Raw genomic sequence first — 20,609 nt, forward strand, 5'->3', positions numbered from 1 at the left:
GCGCCGGATCACGCCGTGGGGGCCGGCGTGCGGACCCGTCCCACCAGCAGGCTGAGCAGCAGCACCGCGATGACGAGGGACGCCAGGGCGAAGCGGAGCCCGAGCAGGCCGCTCAAGGCGCCCATCAGCGCCGGCGCGGCGATCGACGCGCCCGGCATCTGCCCGATCTCCACCATCGAGACGCCCTCGCTCGGAGACAGACCCTCCTGATCGCCGGCCAGGGTGTAGAGGCTCGGATTCACCCCGGCCGTCCCTGTCGCGAGCAGGACGAATCCGATGATCGCCGCCACTGGACCGCCGACCAGCAGACAGGCGCCGAACCCCACCGCCGCGAACACGGTGGACATCCGCATCGTGCGGGCGATGCCCAGACGCGCCGTGAGCCGATCCACCGCCAGAAACGCCGCCAGGGTGCCGGCGCTGGCGGCGACGGTGTAGGAGATCCCGCCGGCGACGGAACCCGCGCCCATCGTGTCGGACACGTAGATGGCGTTCCAGAGGATCGCCGCCTCGGACACGTACCCCGACAGGAAGGCCATGGCGGTGATCGGCAGCATCCGGCGGTGAAATCTCCTCCGGAGCGACGCCCGGAGCGACGTCCGGAGCGTCCCGGCCGGCTGCCCGCCCTCCTCGGGCAGCCATCGGGTCGTCGCCGCCAGGCACAGCCCGAGCAGCGCGCTCATGACGGCGAACTGAACCCACGGCCGTACCTCCAGCGCCGCCGCCACGGTGCCGGCCGCCCCGCCGACCAGCGTCCCGATGCCGAAGCAGGCGTCGAAGTTGCCCATGAGGGGCCTGCGGTAACGGCGCTGCACCTCGAGTGCGAGGGCGCCCATGGGGATGGCCATGACGTTGGCGACCAGCGCCCATGTCGTCAGGCCGAGCACCACGCCCGCGAAGCCGGTCGACAACGCCATCAACGGCACCGTCAGCAGGACGAGGCCCGATCCGAGGACGGCGAGCAGACGGTTACCGACCCGTCCCGCCAGCAGCACGACCATGCAGAGCCCGATGATGTTGCCGATGCCCGGCACGGTGTTCGCCAACCCCCAGAGGGCGTCGTCCGCGCCCACCTGTCGGCGGACGTCGGGCACCCGGGCGGCCCACCCGCCGATGGGCATGCTCATGATCACGTAGAGCAGGGCGACGGATAGGCGCGCCCGCCGGCTTTCGCGCCGTTCAAGCCGCATCGGTATCGCGTCGCCCGTCTCTCGCGGAATCTCCTCCGAAACGCTACGAACGGCCGGAGCGGCCCGTCAACCCCGGGTGAGCAGGCTTCTCGGCCTCGAGCCGAAGGGCCGGCCCCGGACGTGGGTACACCCGGTGAGGGGGCGGGCCCTGCCGGAGCCGGTTCGATCACGCCTCCCGCTCAGACGGCCGACCACCAGGAAGAGAGCCACCGATGGCCGACACGAACCTTGTTCTCATCGCCGGGGTCGGTGACGTCGGCCGCGCGGTCCTCGGCCGGCTGCGCGGGCAGGACGTGCCGGTGCGCGCGATGGTCCGCCACGACGGTGATCGTGCGGCTGAGCTGCGTACGCTCGGCGCGGACGTGGTCGTCGGCGATCTGACCCGGCCCGAGACCGTCGCTGCCGCGCTGGAGGGCGTCGGGCGGATGTACTTCGCGATGCCGGTGTCGCCGGACCATCTGCTGGCGGCGACCGTTGTGGCCACCGTGGCGCGGGAGTACGGGGGGCTGACCGGGCTGGTCGACATGTCGCAGATGACGGTGTCGCAGATGACGGCCACCAGCACCACGGAGTCGCACCAGCAGCGGCTGCACTGGCTGGCGGAGCAGGTGTTCGACTGGTCGGGCCTGCCGATGGTGCACATCCGGCCGACGTCGTTCCTGGACAATCCGCTGTTCACCACGCTGGCGGCGCGATCGATCCGGGAGAACGGCACGATCGCGCTGCCGTTCGGCACCGGGCGCACGTCGCCGGTCGCCGTGGACGACGTCGCCCGGGTGGTCGCCACCGTGCTCGGCGATCCGGCTCCGCACGTCGGGCACGTCTACGAGCTGACCGGGCCGCGTACGGTCGACATGACGGAGATGGCCGAGGAGTTCTCGCGGGCGCTGGGGCGGCAGGTGTCCTATGTGGACGTGCCGCTGGACCGGTGGCGGGCCGAGGTGCTCGCGAAGGCGGGCCTGCCGCCGCACACCGAACAGCACATCGCCACCATGGCCCGGTTGCACCGCGAGAACCGCTACGACCGCGCCTCCTACGACGTCGAACGGGTGACCGGCGTGCCCGCCCAGACGGTCGAGGCGTTCGTGGCCGCTCGCCGCGACTTCTACCTGGGCTGATCAGCCCAGCGCGTGGTCGAGGTTGAAGGCCGCGCTGATGAGCGCGAGGTGGGTGAAGGCCTGCGGGAAGTTGCCGAGCTGCTCTCCGGTGTGCCCGATCTCCTCGGCGTACAGGCCCAGGTGGTTGGCGTAGGTCAGCATCTTCTCGAAGGCCAGGCGGGCGTCGTCGAGGCGGCCGGCGCGGGCGAGGGCCTCGACGTACCAGAACGAGCAGATCGAGAACGTGCCTTCCGGGCCCTGCAGTCCGTCGGGGCTGGCCTCGGGGTCGTAGCGGTAGACCAGCGAGTCCGAGACCAGGCTGCCGCTGAGCGCCTCGAGGGTGCACAGCCACTTGGGGTCGCTGGGCGACAGGAACTTGGCCAGCGGCATCATCAGGACGGACGCGTCGAGGACGTCGTCGCCGAAGTGCTGGACGAACGCCTGCAGCCGGTCCGACCACCCATGCCGGATGATGTCGCGGTAGATCGTGTCGCGGGCCTGCCGCCAGCGCGGAATGTCGGCGGGCAGGCCGCGCTGGGCGGCCACGCGCATGGCGCGTTCGATGGCCACCCAGCACATCAGGCGCGAGTAGACGAAGTCCTTGCGTCCGCCCCGGGTCTCCCAGATCCCCTCGTCGGGCTGGTTCCAGTTGTCGCAGACCCAGTCGACCAGCGTGCACACCTCTTCCCAGCGGTCGCTGGAGATGGGGGTGCCCCACTTGTTGTAGAGGTAGATGGAGTCGACGAGCGCTCCGTAGATGTCCAGTTGGAGCTGGTCGACGGCGGCGTTGCCCACCCGTACGGGGGCGGATCCCCGGTAGCCCTCCAGGTGGGCCAGTTCGAATTCGGGCAGGTCGCTGCGGCCGTCGATGCCGTACATGATCTGCAAGGGGCCCGTGCCGCGGTTGTCGTCGAGCCCGACGTGTTTGGACAGGAAGCCCATGAACGCCTCGGCCTCCTCCGTGAAGCCGAGCCTGAGCAGGGCGTACACGCAGAAGGCGGCGTCGCGCACCCATACGTAGCGGTAGTCCCAGTTGCGTACGCCGCCGATCTGCTCGGGCAGGCTGGTGGTGGGGGCGGCGACGATCCCGCCGGTCGGTGCGTACGTGAGCAGCTTGAGCGTGAGGGCCGAGCGGTGCACGACCTCCCGCCACCGGCCCCGGTAGCGGGAGGCGGACAGCCATTTCCGCCAGAACCGCACCGTGGCGGCGAACTCCTCCTCCGCCTCCTCGATCGGGCAGCCCCGGAACTCGACCCCCGCGCCGACACGGTCGAGGGCGAGCACCGCGTGCTCCCCCTCCCGCAGGTCGAACCGGCTCCAGGCGTCGCGCCCGTCGGTCTCCACGGGCACGCTGGCGGACAGGGCGAGGCAGAGCGACTCCGACTCGAACATCGTCCGCGACCCGTCCTGATGGACCGTGTGGGGTTGCCGGGCGTAGTCGAACCGGGGCGCCACGCGGGCGTAGAACGGCATCGTGCCGCGGACGCAGGTGATCCGGCGGATCAGCCGGTGCCGGTCGGCCTCCAGCCGGTCGTCGGCGATCGGCATGAAGTCCTGGATCTCGCCGACCCCGTCGTCGGCGAAGAAGCGGGTGATCAGGACGTTGGTGTCGGGGAAGTAGAACTGCTTGGTGGTCGCCGGTGTGTCGGCGAAGAGCTGGAACGAGCCGCCCTTGTCGGCGTCGAGGATCGAGCCGAAGACGCTGGGCGAGTCGAAGCGTGGGCAGCAGTACCAGTCGATCGTGCCGTTGGTGCCCACCAGCGCGACGGTCCGCAGGTCACCGATCAGCCCGTGCTCGCCGATCGGCAGGTAGCGGGAGTCCTCGCGAGCCGTGGTCGTCGCATCGGCGTTTTCTGCCTGCATGTTCTCAAAATAGGCGGCGGGCTCGGATTCGGGGTGCTGGAGTGCGTCAAGGAGCCACAGATCTTCTTGACCCTGTTCAGCGTGATCAGGCATTTTACGCTGGGCGGCGGCGCTCCCACGACGGTGTACGAGACAGCGCACGGCATCCCGGTCACTATGGGGGCAGGCGGAGCCCGCGCCGTGACATGGGCCGGGTGACCGCCATCGTGATCCGAAGGAGGCGGCAGCATGAAGGTGCGGGTCGACCCGGAGCTGTGCCAGGGACACACGCTCTGCAACATGATCGCCCCCGACGTGTTCGAGCTCGACGAGATCGACGGCCACTCCTCGGTCGTGAACGAGAACGTCCCCGCCGAGGAGGAGGCCCGGGTGGCCGAGGCCGTCACGTCCTGTCCGGAACGGGCGATATCTGCTTTCTGACCAGGTACCGACAAGGAGGACGACGCCGTGAGCGAGGACGAGCGCGAACGCAACCGGTACCACTTCGATCGGCACACCCCCGAATACCGCCGCCGGTTCGCGTCCATCACCCAGGAGATGCACGCCAGGTGCCCCATCGCCTGGAGCGACGCCTACGACGGCCACTGGGTGGCCGCGGGTAACCAAGAGGTGTTCGAGCTGGCCCGCCGCGCCGACCTGCTGTCCAACGACCACGACGTCAAGGGCGAGCGGCGCGGCTACCGGGGCATCACGATCCCGACACCCGAGGCGTTCGGCAGAGCCGGCTTCCTGGAGATGGACCCGCCCGAGCAGCGTCACTACCGCCAGGCGCTCAACCCGTACCTGTCGCCGGCCGCGGTCGGCCGCTGGCTGCCGTTCGTGGACGAGGTGACCCGCGCCTGCCTGGACGAGAGGATCGAGGAGGGGCGCATCGACTTCGTCGACGACCTGGCCAATGTCGTGCCCGCCGTCCTCACGCTGGCCATGATGGGCATCCCCCTGAAGAAGTGGACGACCTACAACGAGCCCGTGCACGCCGCGGTCTACACCCCGCCCGACTCGCCCGACTCGCCGCGGATCGCCCATCTGCACATGGAGATGGTTATGGACCTCATCTCCGAGCTGGAACAGATCCGCGCCGACCCGCGTCCCGGCCTGATCGACGCACTCGTCCGGGCCGACATCGGCGGCCGGCCCCCGGTGTTCGAGGACCTCGTCGGATCGCTGGTCCTGATCATCGGCGGCGGCTTCGACACCACCACGGCCCTGACCGCGCACGCGCTCGAATGGCTCTCCGAGCACCCCGGCCAGCGCGCGCGCCTCAGCCGCGAACGCGACGCCCTGCTCGACTCCGCGACCGAGGAGTTCCTGCGCTTCTTCACCCCGGCGCCGGGCGACGGGCGCACGTTCTCCGCCGACTGCGAGATCGCCGGCACCCGCTTCAAGGAAGGCGAACGCCTCTGGCTGTCGTGGGCGATGGCCAACCGGGACGCCACGGTCTTCCCCGAGCCGGACACCCTCGACCTGGCTCGCACCGGCAACCGACACAGCAGCTTCGGGCTGGGCATCCACCGCTGCATCGGCTCGAACGTGGCCCGCGCCGTGTTCAAGCGCATGCTGCTGCAGGTGCTCGATCGTCTGCCCGGCTACCGGTGCGAGCCCGGCGGCGCGGTCCCCTACGACACCATCGGCGTCATCAACGGCATGCGCCACCTGCCGGCCACCTTCACCCCGGGCCCCAGGCTCGGACCCGGGCTCGACGAGACCCTGGACGCGCTGCAGCGGGTCTGCGACGAGCAACGGCTCGCCGAGCCGGTCACGGTCCGCAAGTCGGCGGCGAAGATCGAACGGTGAGGCCGCGCCCCGGATCGCGCCTTCGGACAGCCGGGTCTACAGCATGTTCCTGATCGGCCCCGGCATGTCCGGAACGGGCTGCACGAGCAGCTCGTCCACGTCCGCCTGGGTCAGCAGGCGCGTCTCCAGCAGGGTCGCGAAGCACTCGTGCCAGTCCCGCCGGGCCTCGGCGTGCCGTCCCAGGGCGTACAGGGTCTGGCCGGACCACCAGGCGGTCACGGCGTAGCCGATGCGGTAGCCGACTTCGCGCAGGAGCGTCAGCGCCACCTGGTAGGCGTCGGCCGCCTCGGCGAGACGCCCGGCGTGCATGTAGGCACGGCCCAGGCTCGACCGGGACGACCCCTCCCCGTACAGAGTGCCGCTCCACTCCGCGACGGCCACCCTCGCCTGCGCTATGGCCTCCTCGGACCGGCCCTGCCGGTAGAGCACGTGCACACGGTTGTTGAGGATGGCGCCCCGCGCGTAGCGGTCATCGATCTCCTCGGCGATGTCGAGGGCTCGTGCGAGGTTGGCGACGGCGAGATCGAGCCGCCCGAGCATGGTGTAGATGATGCCGAGGTTGTTGAAGGAGCCTATCCTCCGGTGCGGCAGGGCGGCCTTGTCCCAGCACGCGGCGGCCCGTTCCAGGTGCTCGATCGCCTGGTCGTGGCGTCCCTGGTCGCGGTAGACCCAGCCCAGGTAGCTCTCCGCCTGCGCCTGCCCGGCCCAGTCCCCGCACCGCGCGGCCACCTCGATCGCGTTCCGGTGGACGTCGGCCAGGTGGGTGACCCAGCCGCGGTAGTTGAACGGCATGTGCAGCCCGATCGCCAGTCCGACGGCGGTGCCCGGGTCGGCGGACTCGACCGCCTGGCGGGCCACGGCCAGGAGGTTGTCACGCTCGGTCTCGGTCCATGCGCCGACCTCCCGCGCGCCGGCGAACGCGACGCCGGGCCGCTCGGCCACGTACTCGGGCTCCGGCTCCTGGGCGTGCACGAGCCGTGTGGCGGTGTTGACCGAGGCCAGGTAGTGGTGGAGCCCCCGGCGGAGCGCGGCCGCGCGCTCCGCCGGGGGCAGCTCGAGGGCGGCCTGCTCCCTGGCGTACAGGCGGATGAGGTCGTGGAAGTGGTACCGGCCGTGCCCCGCGGACTCCAGGAGCCGGGCGCCGCGGAGCCGTTCGAGGGCCGCCTCCGCCCGCGCCTCGGGCCAGCCGGCCAGGGCGGCCGTCGCGGCCGGGGTGTGGGCCGGTGTGTCGAGCAGGCCGAGGAGCAGCAGGACGTGCGCGGCGTCGTGGCCGCTCGGCTCCTCGCGCAGGTGCCGGTGGCTGACCGCGATGCTGGCGCGTACGGCCAGGTCCGCGTGTCGCAGGGTGTCCAGGCGCCGGGCGGCGTCGGTGAGACGGTCGGCGAGGTCGGACGGCCGCCAGTCGGGCCGCGCGGCGAGGCGGGCGCCAGCGATCCGGATGGCCAGGGGGAGGCCGCCGGACAACTCGGCGATCTTCGCGGCGGCCGCCGGCTCGCGCTGGACGCGGCCCGGGCCCGCGATCCTGGCGAGCAGGGTGACGGCATCGCCGTCGTCGAGCCCGGCCAGGTGCAGGTGGCGGGTGCCGTCGAGCGTGATCAGGGCGTCGCGGGTGGTGACGACGGCCCGGCAGCCCGCGCCGGCCGGAATGAGCGGCCGCACCTGGTGGGCGTCGAGCGCGTTGTCGAGGATGACGAGCAGGTTGCCCGCCGCGGTGAGCGACCGGTAGCGGGCGACCGCCCCTTCGAGATCGGCCGGTACGGCGGAGCCGTCCAGCCCCAGCGAGCGCAGCAGATGGCCCAGGGCGTCCAGAGCCGGCAGCGGCCGGAGCCCCGGAGTGGCGCCGTTCAGGTTGACGTAGATGACGCCGTCGCGGAACCGCCCGGCCATGGCGTGTGCGACGTGGAGGGCGAGCGCCGACTTGCCCACGCCGCCCGGCCCGTCGATGACGGCCACGCCCGCGCGCAGCACCGCCTCGCGCAGCCAGTTCACCTCCTCGTGACGGGCGGTGAACGAACGGGTGTCGGCGGGCAGCTCGGCGGGGACGATCGTGCTGGACTGCGCGGGGGTGATGAGCTCGAGCACGGGATCTCTGGTGAGGATGGCGTGCTGCAGGCGGCGCATCCGCGTGCCCGGCTCGACGCCGAGCTCCGCCATCATGAGGGTGCGGCCCTCCTGGAAGACCGCGAGCGCCTCGGACGGCCTGGCCGCGCGGTAGAGCGCCAGCATCAACTGGACGCGCGCGCCCTCGCGCAGGGGGTGGGCCTGCACGTGCGGGATGAGGTCGATCACCGCCGCGTGGTGGTCCCCGGCCGCCAGGCGCAGGTCGATGTGGTCCTCGAAGACCGCCAGGCGCTCCTCCTCCAGGCGGCTGGCCTCGATCTGCGCCCACGGGTCGACCAGCTCGGTCAGGGCGCGCCCCCGCCACAGGGCCAGCGCCCGCCGGAACAGCCCGTCGGCCGTGCCCGGCTCGCGGCGCTCGCGCGCCATCCGCGCCCGGCCGGCCAGCAGCGTGAAGCTGTGCGCGTCGACCCGGTCGCGGGGCAGGTCGAGCAGGTAGCCGCGCGGCACGGTCGTGATGACGCCGGGAGGGAGCACGGTACGCAGCTTCGACACCACGATGTGGAGCTGCTTGCCGGCCGTGGCCGCCGAGGTCTGCCCCCAGACGTCGGTGACGAGCTGGCGTGCGGTGACGGGCCGGCCGGCGTCGACCGCCAGCCGGGTCAGGAGGGCGACACGGCGGCGGCCCGCCAGGCGTACCGGCCGCCCGTCCGCCTTGATCTCCCAAGGTCCGAGGAACCCGATTTCCAGTGTCATCAGGATGAGAAGCGTACGGAGGGGAGGTATGTCGCCGGTATGCACCGTTCCGCGGTGAGACGCGGCGCGGCGCTGACCGCGAGCCGGGCTACCACTCCGATCCTCCGCAGACCGGCTGGCCGCGGCGTCCCCACAGGGAGCCGTCCACACCGGGTTCGATCATGACGTGGGCGGTCCTGTCCGTGGTCAGGTAGTGACGGGACGCGCGGCGGGTGGCTTTGGCGCGGACCGGTTCGGGCACCTGGAGGGCGGCCTGCTCGCGGGCATAGAGGCGGATCAGGTCGGGCATGCGGTACCGGCCCGGCCCGGCGGGCTCGAGAAGGCGGGCGTCCACGAGGTGGTTGAGCGCGGTTTCGGCGCGGTGTTCCGGCCAGTCGGTGAGAGCGGACGCGGCGGGCACCGTGTGAGTGGCGGTTTCCAGCAGGCCGAGCAGGAGGAACGTGTGGGCGGCGTCGTGACCCGCGGGCTCTCCCGGAAGGTGCTGCAGGCCGACCGCGATGCTGTCGCGGATCGCCAGGTCGGCGTGTTCGAGGGCGTCGAGGCGGCGGCCGGGGTCGGCGAGCTGGTCGGCCAGGTGGGCCAGCGTCCGATCGGGCTGGGCGGCCAGGCGCGCCGCCGCGATGCGCAGCGCGAGCGGAAGGCCGCCGCACTGCCGGACGATCTTCCGGGCCGCATCCGGTTCGGCGCGGACCCGGCCGGAATCCGCGATACGGGCGAACAGCGCGGCGGCGTCGGCCGGGTCGAGCCCGGTCAGGCGCAGATGGCTGGTGCTGTCGAGCGAGGCCATGATCTGGCGGCTGGTGACGATGACCGCGCACGAGGGCCCGGCCGGAAGAAGCGGCCGGACCTGGCTCGCGTCGAGCGCGTCGTCGAGGACGACGAGCAGTTTGCGCGTCGAGGTGAGCGATCGGTAGCGGGCGGCGGCCTCGTCCAGGGTGGCCGGTACGGCGGCGCCGTCGAGCCCGAGCGAGCGCAGCAGCCGGCTCAGGGCCTCGTACGGCGTCAGCGGTTGGAGCCCGGCGGTGGCGGCGCGCAGATCGACGTAGAGAACGCCGTCGGCGAAGCGATCGGCGACGGCGTGGGCGGCGTGAACGGCCAGCGCGGACTTGCCGGCCCCGCCGGGACCGTGGACCGCGGCGACGGCCGGCAGTCCGGGCACCACGTCGGTGAGCGTCCGGTGCAGCCAGGCGAGTTCCGTGGCACGGGCGGTGAAGAAGCGGGTGTCGGCCGGCAGTTCGATCGGGATGACGGGCTTGGCGAGCGTGGTTCGCCGCGCGGGAGAGGCGAGGTCGAGTGCGGGATCCCGCCGGAGCACCGCCTGCTGCAGCCGGCACAGCGCCGCTCCGGGTTCGATGCCCAGCTCGTCGATCATGACGCGGCGCGTCTCCTGGTACACCGCGAGAGCCTCGGCGGACCGGGCCGCCCGATACAGCGCCAGCATCAACTGGGCGCGCGGACGTTCCCGCAGCGGGTGGTCCTCGGCATGGGCGGCGAGCACCGGCACCGCCGCGTGGTGATCGCCGGCGGCCAGGCGCAGGTCGATGTGGTCCTCCAGCGTGGTCAGGTGCTCCTCCTCCAGCCGGGCGGCCTCGACGAGGGCCCAGGAGGTGGTCATGCCGGCCAGCGCGTCGCCCCGCCACAGGGCCAGGGCCCGCTGGAACAGCTCGCCGGCCCTCGTGAGCTCGCCTTGGGCCCGCGCGGCACGTGCCCGGCGTCCCAGGAGCGTGAACAGGTGGACGTCGACGCGCTCGGGCGCGAGGTTCAACTGGTACCCGCCGGAGACGGTCGCGATGACATCGGGGGTGAGCATGGTACGCAGCTTCGACACCACGATGTGCAGTTGCTTGCCCGCTGTCGTGGGTGTGCCCTGGTCCCACACCTGGGCGATGAGGTCCTCCGCCGCCACCGGCTGGCCGGCGCTCAGCGCCAGCCTGGCCAGCACCCCGACCCGCCGCTCACCGGTCAGCCGCACCGGCTCACCGTCGGCCACGGTCTCCCATGGCCCCAGCATCCTGATCTCCAGTTCCATCGGAGCCCTCCTTGTCATCGGGACAGCCGACGCGAATGAGAGGACGGCTCGGGCGGGAACGGCGTCATCGCCAGGCGGCGGGCGCGTCGTCGTCAACGCCGCCGCCGATCCCGTTCGGGTGCCGGTGCACGTCCGCGCGGGCTCGCCACGACTCTATGGAGGCGCGGGGCGCGCCGGTGTCCGGTGAACGCCCTACAACGAGGTCACCGTTCGGTTGAGCTCGGCGAGCGTGATGAGCCCGTCGTCGAGCGCGCGGCCGACGAGCTCACTCTTGGTACGGGCGGCCCGCCCCACGTTGGCGTACTTCACGCGCACCCGCGTGATGTAGGTGTCCACGGTCTTGACGGTGATGTTGAGCTTCGCGGCGACGAGGTCCTTGGACGAGGACACGAACCACGCCCGCAGCACCTCGGTCTCACGCTGGGACAGGCGCGGCCGGCCGGGGTCGTCATCGGCGATGAGCGCCCCGGACAGCGACGGCGCGGTGTAGGGCTCGCCCCGCGCGCCCGCCCGGATGGCCGGCACCAGATGATCGGGCCCCTCACGCTTGGTCAGGTAGGCGAGGGCGCCCAGGTCGATGCATTTGATGGCGGTCGCGTCGTCGGTGTGCTGGGAGTACACGATCACGCGCCGGCCGCTGTCGACCAGCCGGCGAAGCTCGCCGAAGTCCGGCCGGCGCGGCACCAGCTCCAGGTCGAAGATCACCACGTCGGCGAGGGCTCCGGGGCCGGTCCAGACATCGGCGAGCCGGTCCCCGGCGTCGATGAGGTCGATCGGCGGCACGGCCTGGGAGCACCAGAAGTGCACGCCTGCGGCGATGGCCGCGTGGTCGTCCACGATCACCGCGGTGATCGGCTCGTCGGCTGCCATCGCGCCTCCATCCAGACCATGTCGTCGTTGGTCAACGCCTCGACCTGTACGCCGGGCGCCGCCGGGCTCGGCATGCCCGTCTCAGCGCAGTCCGCGACCACGCTGACCGACACCAGGCCGGCCTCGCCCATGACCGTGACCCGTGCCCGGGAGACGGTGGTGGCGAGGACGATGAGCACCGCCTCGGTGAGATCGCGCCGGACGGCGACGGGCGGCTCGGGCCACTGGCCGCGCGTGTCCAGCTCCACCACGACGCCCTTGCGGTCGGCCACGTCGATGCAGTGGCGCAGCTCGTGCAGCAGGGGATCCGCGACGTCGTCGGCCTCGGCGAACAGCCGCCGCATCCGGGCCGCCTCGATGGCGCAGCGCCGCTGGACCACCGGGTCCTCGGGGCGTAGCGAGCCGTCGGCGAGCCCTTCCAGGAGCGGGATCGTGGTGGCCGACAGCTCGGCGAGCCGCTGCTGCCTGCGGCCGTGGGACTCCGCGGCGACGGCCTCGGCGAGGCGTACCCGCTCGATCTCCCGGCGGGAGGTCGCCGCCGCCGCGCTGAGGCCGCGCATGACGGCCGCCACCACGGCCACGCACAGAGGGAAGCCGACCACGGTCACCGAGCCGGTGGAGAACCGGGCCAGGTCCGCCCGGCTGGGGTCATCGAGCAGGAGCAGGTGGAGCAGGGCGGTGAGCTCGTGGGCCACCAGGAACGCCGCGGCCGTCCGCAGCGGGCGGTCGAGCAGCACGACGATGCCCACCCAGTTGGCGGCGCCGAAGATCCAGTCGACGCCGGTCGATGTGCGCCCGTCGGGCAGGGTCACGTACGACAGTGCAGACGCGCCGAGCACGATCGCGATGGCGGGCCCGCGCAGCCGGCCCCACGAACGCCCGAGGCCGAGCAGCGTGGCCTCACCCGCGAGCACGGCGCCCAGCGCCGCGAAGGCGATCCACTGGGTGAGCGGCGTCTCGTAGCGGTCCATGTAGCGCAGGAGCTGGGCCAGCCCGAGCCCGAACACGACCGCCATGGCGACGAGCAGCGTCGCGATGCGCAGGCCGTGCCTCAGCTCCGCGCGCGTCACCTCCTCGGCGGTGTCACTCATGGCCGGCCTCCCACTCCAGGCGGACGAGGGTGCCCGCGCCCTCGGCGGAGGTGATCGTGGCGGTGCCGCCGACGCGGCTCATCCTGCCGCGCACGGACTCGCGCAGGCCGCGCCGGGTGGCCGGCACGTCCGCGGGCGAGAATCCCTTCCCCTGGTCGGCGACGTCGAGCCGCAGGCTCTGCTCGTTCCCGGCCAGCCGGACGGTCGCGCTCGTCGTGCCCGCGTGGCGGCGTACGTTGGTCAGGGTCTCCCGTGTGGCGTCGGCGATCGCCCTGGCGACGTCGAACGGCAGCCGCAGTCGCTCGGGGGCTCCGAACTCCACGGTCAGATGCGTGGCGTCAAGGTCGGCGCGCAGCAGGCCGACGAGATCCGCGTACGGCGGCGCCTGCCCGCCGCCGGAGTGCAGCCAGTCCAGATCGCGGCGTGCCTGCGGCGCCAGCCATTCCGCGTCCGAACGCACCTGCCCGATGCCGACCATGAGCAGGGTCGTCGCCGCCGTGTCGTGTAACGAGTCGGCGAGCTCGCGCTCGTCCGCGCGGGCCGCCGCGGCCACCAGCGACTCGCCGCGTGCCCGCTCGGCCTCGGCCGCCATCCGGTCGGCCCGTTCCGCGGCGCGCCTGACGACCACCCAGGCCGCTCTGGACAGCGCGGCCGCCGGGATCGCCCACGCCGTCCCGGTGACCAGGGTCGCGTCAACGTCCAGCGCTCCCGCCGCGACCAGCAGGGCCACCGCCCCTCCCCCGGCCGCCAGCGCCGCCGCGCCGCCCGCCAGTGGCCGCGTGTGCCACTGGCACGTCACGCAGGCGAACGTGACCAGCAGCCGCAGCCACCCGCTGTTCCGGTCTTCGATGGCACCGGTCCAGAAGACGCTCGCGAACAGGCCGAGCAGGACGGCCGCGTCGAGGGCGACCGGCACGCTCCCCCGGCCCACGCGTAGCCACCACGCGTAGCCGCAGGTCCAGGCGGCTGCGGCGGCGACCACGTACGCGGTGGCGGTGACGTGCTCGGGAGCGGCGCGGGACAGGGCGATCGCGCAGATCGGCACGAGTGTCGCCAGGCGCACGGCGGCCGCGTACCGGCGGCCGAAGCGCACCAGCAGCCGCACCGCCTCCCCGGCCAACCGCCACCTCTCCGCTCACCCGCTCGTGATCTCGCTGCCACCGAGCCTATCGACTCGCCTCACCCTTCCGAGATTCGATGATCGTCTGGGTGCTCAGCGCCCCGGCCGACGCCTGCGCCGGTGAGCCGGCCGTGTTGCCGTCGCCGCGTTGAGGTCCGTCAGAAGTACGGCTTCCAGCCGCCGCCGACGGCCGTGGCCGGGCCGAACTTGTTGCCGCCCCTGCCGTTCCAGACATGCAGCGTCCCGGTCTCGGCGTGCACGGCGCCGATGTCGGTGCGGCCGTCCTTGTTGACGTCCCCCAGTGACATCAACGAACCCGCGTACGGCTCCCACCCGGGCCCCAGCGCGACCGCGTTCGTGAAGTTGTTCGAGCCCCTGCCGTTCCAGACGTGCAGGACGTTGCCGTCCTTCTTGACCGCCAGCAGGTCGCCGATCCCGTCTCCGTTGAAGTCGCCCGCGATCGGACGGCTGAAGGGCGGCCAGCCGCCGCCGATCGGGGTGGCCGGGCCGAACTTGTTACCGCCCCTGCCGTTCCAGACATGCAGCGTCCCGGTCTCGGCGTGCACGGCGCCGATGTCGGTGGCGCCGTCCTCGTTGACGTCCCCCAGCGCCATCAACGAACCCGCGTACGGCTCCCATCCGGGGCCGAGCTCGATGGGGCCGGTGAGGTCGTTGGCGCCCTTGCCGTTCCAGACGTGCAGCCGTCCGCCGTCCTTCTTGACCGCGAGCAGGTCGGTGAGGCCGTCGCCGTTGAAGTCGCCCGCCACCGGACGGCTGAAGGCCGCCCAGCCATCGTCGATCGCGGTGGGCGGGCCGAACGTGTTGCCGCCCTCGCCGTTCCAGACGGTCAGTGTTCCGGTGGCGGCCGAGAAGAGGTCGCCCACGCCGTCGGCGTCGAAGTCCGGCGTGGCCGATCCGCTCATCCCGGCGTGGTTCGGGTTCCGCGCGTGGGTGAGGGTCTCCCAGCCCAGGAAGTGGGACACCTTCGACGGGCGGTTCTGCTCGACCCAGCGCGTGGCGTCCGGGATGTCGTCGTATCCGAGACGGTGGTGCAGCGCGTTGTAGCCGACCTCGAAGTGGTCCCCGAGGTCGCGGGTGACCTTTCCGCCGCACAGCCATGACGGCACCGTCCCGCCCAGTTGCAGGCGGGCGTGCAGGTCCATCGCGAACCGCAGCCGGTGCTTGGCCGTGGCGTACAGGTCCACGCCCTGGTGGCCGGCCGTCTCCGCGACGTGGGAGATGGCCGCGAGGCCCCATCCGGTGTGCCAGAAGTCACGGCAGGTCTCCTGGGTGAGCCCGTCCACGAACTTGGTCTGGCCCTTCCAGTAGTCGATGATCTCGGCCTTGGTGTTGTGCGAGCTGTTCGGCGGCGCCTTGGGCAGCGAACCGTCCGTCGTGAGGTAGATGTAGGCGGGCAGCCTGCCGCGCCAGGTCGTGACCGCCCGGTCGAAGGAGGCCCGGTCGTCGAGGTGGACGGCGATGCCGATGGCGGCATCCGTCATGATCAGTTCCCAGTTGCCGTTGTTGTCGGGCGCGCCGGCGATCACTTTCGGCAGGTACACGGTGCGGAGCTTGCCGGCGAACCGGGCCGCCTGGGCCCAGCCGGAGTAGGTGTGCTTGATGAGTTCGGCGGCGCGGGAGAAGTTGGCTCCCGCCCATCCGGTCTGCAGCGGCGCGTTGCTCCCGGTGTGCTTGGTGATCACGGCCGACCAGGCGTCCATGATCTGGATCGCCTTCTCGGCGTAGCGGGAGTCCTTGGTGAGATACCACCGCAGGGCGTGCGTGTAGGCCGCCATGGCGTCCTTGCGCTCGTCCGAGCAGCCGTAGTCGGGGTTCGACACCGGGCCGCACTCCACGACCGAGCGGGGCTTGGCCTGGTAGGACAGCGAGGCGTAGGAGCTGCGCTCCAGGGCGCTCCACGCCGACTTCCACGGCTCGTTGCCGAGGTTGGCCCTGACGAAGTCGAGCTGGGCGCGGCTGACCAGGACGCCGGGGTGCTTGAACACCGCCGCCTGCGCGGGCTGCGGGACGGACAGGGCGGCGGCCACCAGTACGGCAGCGGCGAGAGGGCGAGCGAGACGCACGGGTTTCCTTCCAGGGAGAGGACGCCCATTTCGTCAGCCGGCCGGGTCGGCTGTCAACGTTTTCGTGCCGCGGACGGCGGCCGACATACCCGCGACATACCGGGCCGGGGCCGCCTCACATACCGGGACGCTGCGTTGTCGGATCAGTGGGACACCGTCCGGCACGCACGCGACCGCGCCGGCCCCTTCGCGAAGGAGAATCTCGTGACCATGTCGCGCTGGTGTTCGGGATGTGCGCCGTCGCCTCGTGGGCGCTGAGGCCCGCCGACCGCCGGCTCCCGAAGGCGCGGCTCGGCCCGCCGGAGACCCGTCCTCGCGCCTGGGCCGTTCCGGTCGGGCTCCTCGCCGTGCTGTACGCCCTTTCGTTCCTCACGCTGCCCGCCGCCGAGGCCATGACGCACGAGTGGGCGGTCGAGCTCGGCTGGATCAGCGAGTAGCGTGCGCTTTCCGGGCCACGATGATCCACCGCGCCCTCCTGGTGCACCTTCCGGCGTGCGCGTCAGACCGGATAGCCCGGGGTGAACTCGACCGGCAGCGCCTCCAGGCCGCGCATCTGGATGGACGACCGCCATTCCAGTGACTCCGGCGGCACCGAAAGCACCACGTCAGGCAGGCGGTCGAGCAGTGTCTCCACCGCTATGTGCGCGATGACCTCGGCGACCTCCGGCGCGGGATGGGGGCAACCGTGCGCGCCGTACCCGAACGACATGTGAGCGTGATTGCCCACGGAACCGCCGGAGAAGTCGGGGCGCACCTGGGGGTCGAGGTTGGCGGCGGCCAGGCCGCAGACGAGCAGGTCACCGGCCCGGATGTGGCGGCCGCCGAGCTGGGTGTCCATGACCGGCCACCGTCCGATGCTGATCTGCCCGGGCGCCTCCTTCCACAGCACCTCGTTGAGCGCCTGGCCGATGCTGCGCCGGCCGCCCGACAACGTCATGGCGAACCGGTCGTCGGTCAGCATGAGCTGGAGCGTGTTGCCGATCCAGGTGGCCGTCGGATCCTGGCCCGCGGTCAGGGTCAGCAGCAGGTCCTGGGTGAGCTCCTCGTCGGTGAGCCCGGCGGGATGGGCGAGCAGCCGGGAGGGCAGGTCGGGGCCGGGGTCGTGCCGCTTCATCTCCAGCAGCCCGGCCATGATGGTCTGGACGCGCTGGTAGGCCTCCATCGCGGCCGGCCCGCCGTTCAGCGTCGTGGCCACCTCGCCGACGAGTGCGCGGGTGTCGGTGTCCGGCAGGCCGAGCATCGAGCCGAGGACGAGCAGCGGGATCGGGTTGGCGTACTGCGCCATCAGGTCGGCCCGGCCGGAGCCGACGAACGCGTTGATCAACCCCTCCGCGACCCGCTCGCAGCGGGAGCGCAGTTCGAACAGGTCGGTCGCGGCCAGCGCGTCGCTGACCGCGCCCGCCCGGCGCTCGTGGGCCGCGCCCACCTCGAACAACATCGACGGCTGGTAGCCGACGTACGCCATGAGGGGCCAGTCGGACGGGATGTTGTCCCATTGGTTCCAGCGGCGCGAGTCACGGACGAACAGCTTGGGATTGCTCAGCACGTAACGCAGCTCGCGGTAGCCGACCACCAGCCAGCCGGGGATGTCGCCTTCGAGCAGGACCGGGACCACCGGCCCACGCCGTCGCAGCTCCTCGAAGACCCGGGCCGGATTCTGGTGGTAGGCCCTGCCGTACATGGGGAAGGCGCCCTCGAACGCTTCGCGCTCCGGCTCTCCAGGGGGGACGGCGAACCAGGATGCGGCGTCGGAGGAATCTGGGAAATCGCTCATGAGGTCACCTGCCGGGCGGAGGACAGTGCATAGAGGTGGTTGACGAGCCTGACCAGCACGGCCTTGCTGGACTCGCGCTGCCGCGCGTCGCACGCGATCAGCGGTACGTCGTCGCTGAGGTCGAGCGCGGCCCGAATCTGGTCGAGCGTGTGCGTCGGCTCGCCGAACCGGTTGTGCGCCACGACGAACGGCATGCCGTGGTGTTCGAGCCGGTCGATGGCATACCAGGAGTCGGCCAGGCGACGCGTGTCCACCAGGACGACGGCACCGAGCGTCCCGGTGAACAGGCGCTCCCACAGGAACCAGAACCGTTCCTGCCCTGGCGCCCCGAACAGGTAGAGGATCAGTTCGTCGGTCAGACTGATCCGGCCGAAGTCGAACGCCACCGTGGTCGTGGACTTCCCCTCCACGCCACGCGCGTCGTCGATCGCGGTCCCGGCCCGGGTCAGGGTCTCCTCGGTGCTCAGCGGGCGGATCTCGCTGACCGACCCGACCATGGTCGTCTTGCCCACGCCGAACCCGCCCACGATCACGATCTTGAGCCCGGTGGTGGCGGAGCTCTGCAAGGGAGTACGCGTGCCCTGTTCAGAGCTTCTCAAGTCCAAGGAGCACCTGCTTCAGAAATTCGGGGTCCGGAAGATGCGTCTCGGCGGGTACCGGACGCGGATTTCTGGCGGTGATGCGTCCCATGTCGAGCAGGTCGCACAGCAGGATGCGTACGACGCTGACCGGTAGGCGCAGCTCCGCCGCGATCTCCACGACCGCCGTCGGGCTCCTGCACAGCCGCAGGATCCGGGCATGCTCGGACTGCGTGCCCGGAGTGGGATCGCACTCACTCACGATCAGCGTGACGAGATCGAGGCCGTCGTCGGTCACGTCGCTGCGCCCGCCGGTCACCACGTAGAGGCGGTCCGGGTTCTCGTCCTCCAGGCGCGGCGACATCAGAGGGGGCTGCTCGTTTGCTCTGCGCGGGGTGGTGAGGTCAGGTACTCGCCGATCTGCTCCACCAGTTCGTTCATGTTGTGGCCGATGAGACCCGGGTCGGCATCGTCGCCGGCCACCACGGCGAGGTGCGCGCCCTCTCCTGCCTCCACGATGAAGAGCAATCCGCCGTGGAACTCGGTCATGGACTGACGCAGGCCGCCCGTACCGTCCCCGAACTCGATGGAGGCGCCGTACGACAGGCTCTGGATGCCCGAGGCGATCGCGGCGAGCTGGTCGGCGCGGTCGACAGAGAGCGCGGCGGTATGGGAGAGGCGCAGGCCGTCTCTCGACAGCACCACCGCGTGCCTGGCTTCGGGAGTCCTCTCCAGGAGGTTCTCGAGCAACCAGGCGAGTTCCTGATCTGAGGTTCTCATCGAGGTTCGTCCTCACCTATCTGTCGTGCCTTGCCGGCCTGGTGGAAGGCGGAGAACTTGGCTCCGGGGTCGGAGGGCGGTCGCGTGGGCCTGGGTTCCTGCTGGGCCGGCGTCTGCGCCGACGACGCGGCCGCCAGCGTCTGCCCCCGGCGACGACGTGGCAGCCCGTGCAGGTCCCCGCCTTCCTGCTCGGGGACCGGCTGCGGTTCGGCCGGCCGCCTGCGCGAGGTGGGCGGACGAGGCTGCGTCACCGGTGGCGCCACCACGTTCTGGCTGATGATCTGCTGCGGGATCATGACGACCACGCCGGTGCCGCCGCGCGAGGACGGGCGGAAGGAAACGGTCAGCCCGTGCTTGCGGGCCAGGCAGCCGACCACCGCCAGCCCGAGCCGGGTGCCGGACAGCGTGGTGAAGTCCAGGGGCTCGGCCGAGACGGCGCGCTCCGCGCGGGCCAGCGCCGCCGGGCTCATCACCAGACCGCAGTCCTCGATCGTGATCACGATCCCGGCGCTGATCTCCTCCACGTAGACGTGCACTTCCTCCGTGGGCGGGGAGAAGCTGGTGGCGTTGTCCATCAGCTCGGCGAGGGCGTGCATGACGCCCTCCGCCGCGTGCCCCGCGATGGCCAGGGTGCTGGCCGAGTGCACGCGTACGCGCTGGTAGGCGCTGATTCGGCCGATCGCCCCACGCAGGATGCTCTCCATCACGATCGGTTTGGTCCAGCGCCGCCCCGACCGCGCCCCGGTCAGCACCGCGATGCTGTCGGCGAGCCGGCCGGCCTGCGCGGTAGTGTGATCCAGCTTCAGCAGGTCACCGAGGCTGATCCGCTCGTGCCGGTCCTCCATCTCGCGCAGGTCCGCCAGCATGCTGGTGGACAGGGCCTGGACCCGGCCGGCGGCGCTGGCGCACGCGGAGGTCGTGGCGGCCCGCATCCGCTCCGCCGCGCTGATCTCGTTGACGAAGACGCGCAGGATCTGCTCGTGGGCCCTGCTCGCCGGCCGTGGAGTCGTCATCAGCACGGACTCCCCCGACACCCCGTCCCGGATCCGCTCCACCGTCGCCGGAATCGTCTCGCCGGCCAGCCGGGAGAGCTCCGCGTCGCCGGCGGTGAGCCGGCCGCGCAGCAGGCCGATCTGCTGCCTGCCGTACGCGGCGAACGTGAGCGCGCCGCTCACCAGGACGGCCGCCAGGCCGAGGGTCCAGGCGAGGAAGGTCCGCGTGGCGTCAGGGGCGGTGAGCACGGCCACCAGTGACGCGACCCCCGTGACCACGACCGTGGCCACCAGTACGACGAGGGGTTCGCCCAGAGGCGGGCGTGCCAGGCGGTGGCGGGTACGTACCTGTACTGACATCAGTGGAGCTCCTCGGCGGCAAGTGGAGCACGGTCACCGCGAACGTGACGCGACAGGGCCGAACGCGCGGTCGAACCCGTTCTCGCTGGACTCCATGATCGCGGGGGGCGAGCAACAAGGGATCTTACGACACTTTGCTCATTCCAGTCAGTAGGATCACTGACACAACGCCG

Annotated in this window: 17 protein-coding genes; 4 read left to right on the top strand and 13 right to left on the bottom strand. The window is 71.7% G+C overall.

The genetic code is table 11. From position 1 onward, the window contains the following. Positions 1–8 precede the first annotated feature (8 nt). A complete protein-coding gene (locus tag AB0I15_RS16760) occupies positions 9–1,190 on the bottom strand; it encodes an MFS transporter (protein WP_358095574.1) in 1,182 nt (393 codons plus the stop codon). Between the two features lie 212 nt (positions 1,191–1,402). Between AB0I15_RS16760 and AB0I15_RS16765 the strand changes: the two genes are divergently transcribed. Further along, complete coding sequence (locus AB0I15_RS16765) at positions 1,403–2,308, top strand: NAD(P)H-binding protein (protein ID WP_358095576.1); 906 nt, start codon at positions 1,403–1,405, stop codon at positions 2,306–2,308. On the opposite strand, the gene AB0I15_RS16770 is transcribed toward AB0I15_RS16765, so the two are convergent. Then, positions 2,309–4,150, bottom strand: a complete 1,842-nt coding sequence (locus tag AB0I15_RS16770; RefSeq protein ID WP_358095578.1) for a glycoside hydrolase family 15 protein — start codon at positions 4,148–4,150, stop codon at positions 2,309–2,311. A 228-nt stretch (positions 4,151–4,378) separates the two neighbouring features. On the opposite strand from AB0I15_RS16770, the gene AB0I15_RS16775 reads away from it, so the two are divergent. After that, entirely contained in the window at positions 4,379–4,570 is a 192-nt protein-coding gene (locus AB0I15_RS16775; protein ID WP_358095580.1) for a ferredoxin, read from the top strand. A 27-nt stretch (positions 4,571–4,597) separates the two neighbouring features. Further along, positions 4,598–5,944 (top strand): cytochrome P450, encoded by a 1,347-nt coding sequence (locus AB0I15_RS16780; protein ID WP_358095582.1) that lies wholly within the window; start codon positions 4,598–4,600, stop codon positions 5,942–5,944. A gap of 36 nt (positions 5,945–5,980) precedes the next feature. Here the strand turns inward: AB0I15_RS16780 and AB0I15_RS16785 are convergent, their stop codons facing one another. The 6 genes from AB0I15_RS16785 to AB0I15_RS16810 form a co-directional block, all read right to left on the bottom strand. Then, positions 5,981–8,758, bottom strand: coding sequence for a BTAD domain-containing putative transcriptional regulator (locus tag AB0I15_RS16785; RefSeq protein ID WP_358095584.1), 2,778 nt, complete (start codon positions 8,756–8,758; stop codon positions 5,981–5,983). 88 nt (positions 8,759–8,846) lie between these two features. Beyond that, the gene (locus AB0I15_RS16790) at positions 8,847–10,787 is read right to left on the bottom strand and encodes a BTAD domain-containing putative transcriptional regulator (RefSeq protein WP_358095586.1); all 1,941 of its coding nucleotides are present in this window, start codon (positions 10,785–10,787) and stop codon (positions 8,847–8,849) included. 192 nt (positions 10,788–10,979) lie between these two features. Beyond that, on the bottom strand, positions 10,980–11,657 hold the full coding sequence (locus AB0I15_RS16795) for a response regulator transcription factor (protein ID WP_358095588.1): 678 nt from the start codon (positions 11,655–11,657) through the stop codon (positions 10,980–10,982). Further along, complete coding sequence (locus tag AB0I15_RS16800) at positions 11,627–12,748, bottom strand: hypothetical protein (RefSeq protein ID WP_358095590.1); 1,122 nt, start codon at positions 12,746–12,748, stop codon at positions 11,627–11,629. Before AB0I15_RS16800 ends, AB0I15_RS16795 begins: the two co-directional genes overlap by 31 nt. Next, entirely contained in the window at positions 12,741–13,868 is a 1,128-nt protein-coding gene (locus AB0I15_RS16805) for an ATP-binding protein (protein ID WP_358095592.1), read from the bottom strand. Before AB0I15_RS16805 ends, AB0I15_RS16800 begins: the two co-directional genes overlap by 8 nt. 158 nt (positions 13,869–14,026) lie before the next feature. Beyond that, positions 14,027–15,952, bottom strand: coding sequence for an FG-GAP-like repeat-containing protein (locus AB0I15_RS16810; protein WP_358095594.1), 1,926 nt, complete (start codon positions 15,950–15,952; stop codon positions 14,027–14,029). A gap of 230 nt (positions 15,953–16,182) precedes the next feature. Between AB0I15_RS16810 and AB0I15_RS16815 the strand changes: the two genes are divergently transcribed. Further along, positions 16,183–16,389, top strand: a complete 207-nt coding sequence (locus AB0I15_RS16815) for a hypothetical protein (RefSeq protein ID WP_358095596.1) — start codon at positions 16,183–16,185, stop codon at positions 16,387–16,389. A gap of 62 nt (positions 16,390–16,451) precedes the next feature. Here the strand turns inward: AB0I15_RS16815 and AB0I15_RS16820 are convergent, their stop codons facing one another. The 5 genes from AB0I15_RS16820 to AB0I15_RS16840 are packed head-to-tail and all read right to left on the bottom strand — an operon-like array spanning position 16,452 to position 20,436. Then, a complete protein-coding gene (locus AB0I15_RS16820) occupies positions 16,452–17,726 on the bottom strand; it encodes a cytochrome P450 (RefSeq protein ID WP_358095598.1) in 1,275 nt (424 codons plus the stop codon). Further along, the gene (locus AB0I15_RS16825) at positions 17,723–18,325 is read right to left on the bottom strand and encodes an ATP/GTP-binding protein (protein WP_358095600.1); all 603 of its coding nucleotides are present in this window, start codon (positions 18,323–18,325) and stop codon (positions 17,723–17,725) included. Before AB0I15_RS16825 ends, AB0I15_RS16820 begins: the two co-directional genes overlap by 4 nt. Continuing rightward, positions 18,312–18,668 (bottom strand): DUF742 domain-containing protein, encoded by a 357-nt coding sequence (locus AB0I15_RS16830; RefSeq protein WP_358095602.1) that lies wholly within the window; start codon positions 18,666–18,668, stop codon positions 18,312–18,314. Before AB0I15_RS16830 ends, AB0I15_RS16825 begins: the two co-directional genes overlap by 14 nt. Continuing rightward, positions 18,668–19,084 carry a roadblock/LC7 domain-containing protein gene (locus AB0I15_RS16835; RefSeq protein WP_358095604.1) on the bottom strand — a complete coding sequence of 139 codons (417 nt, stop codon included), beginning with the start codon at positions 19,082–19,084 and terminating at the stop codon, positions 18,668–18,670. The genes AB0I15_RS16830 and AB0I15_RS16835 overlap by 1 nt, the downstream gene beginning before the upstream one ends. Beyond that, complete coding sequence (locus AB0I15_RS16840; RefSeq protein WP_358095606.1) at positions 19,081–20,436, bottom strand: ATP-binding protein; 1,356 nt, start codon at positions 20,434–20,436, stop codon at positions 19,081–19,083. Before AB0I15_RS16840 ends, AB0I15_RS16835 begins: the two co-directional genes overlap by 4 nt. Positions 20,437–20,609: the final 173 nt, after the last annotated feature.

It is taken from the genome of Nonomuraea sp. NPDC050643 (assembly GCF_040654715.1).
Classification (GTDB): domain Bacteria; phylum Actinomycetota; class Actinomycetes; order Streptosporangiales; family Streptosporangiaceae; genus Nonomuraea.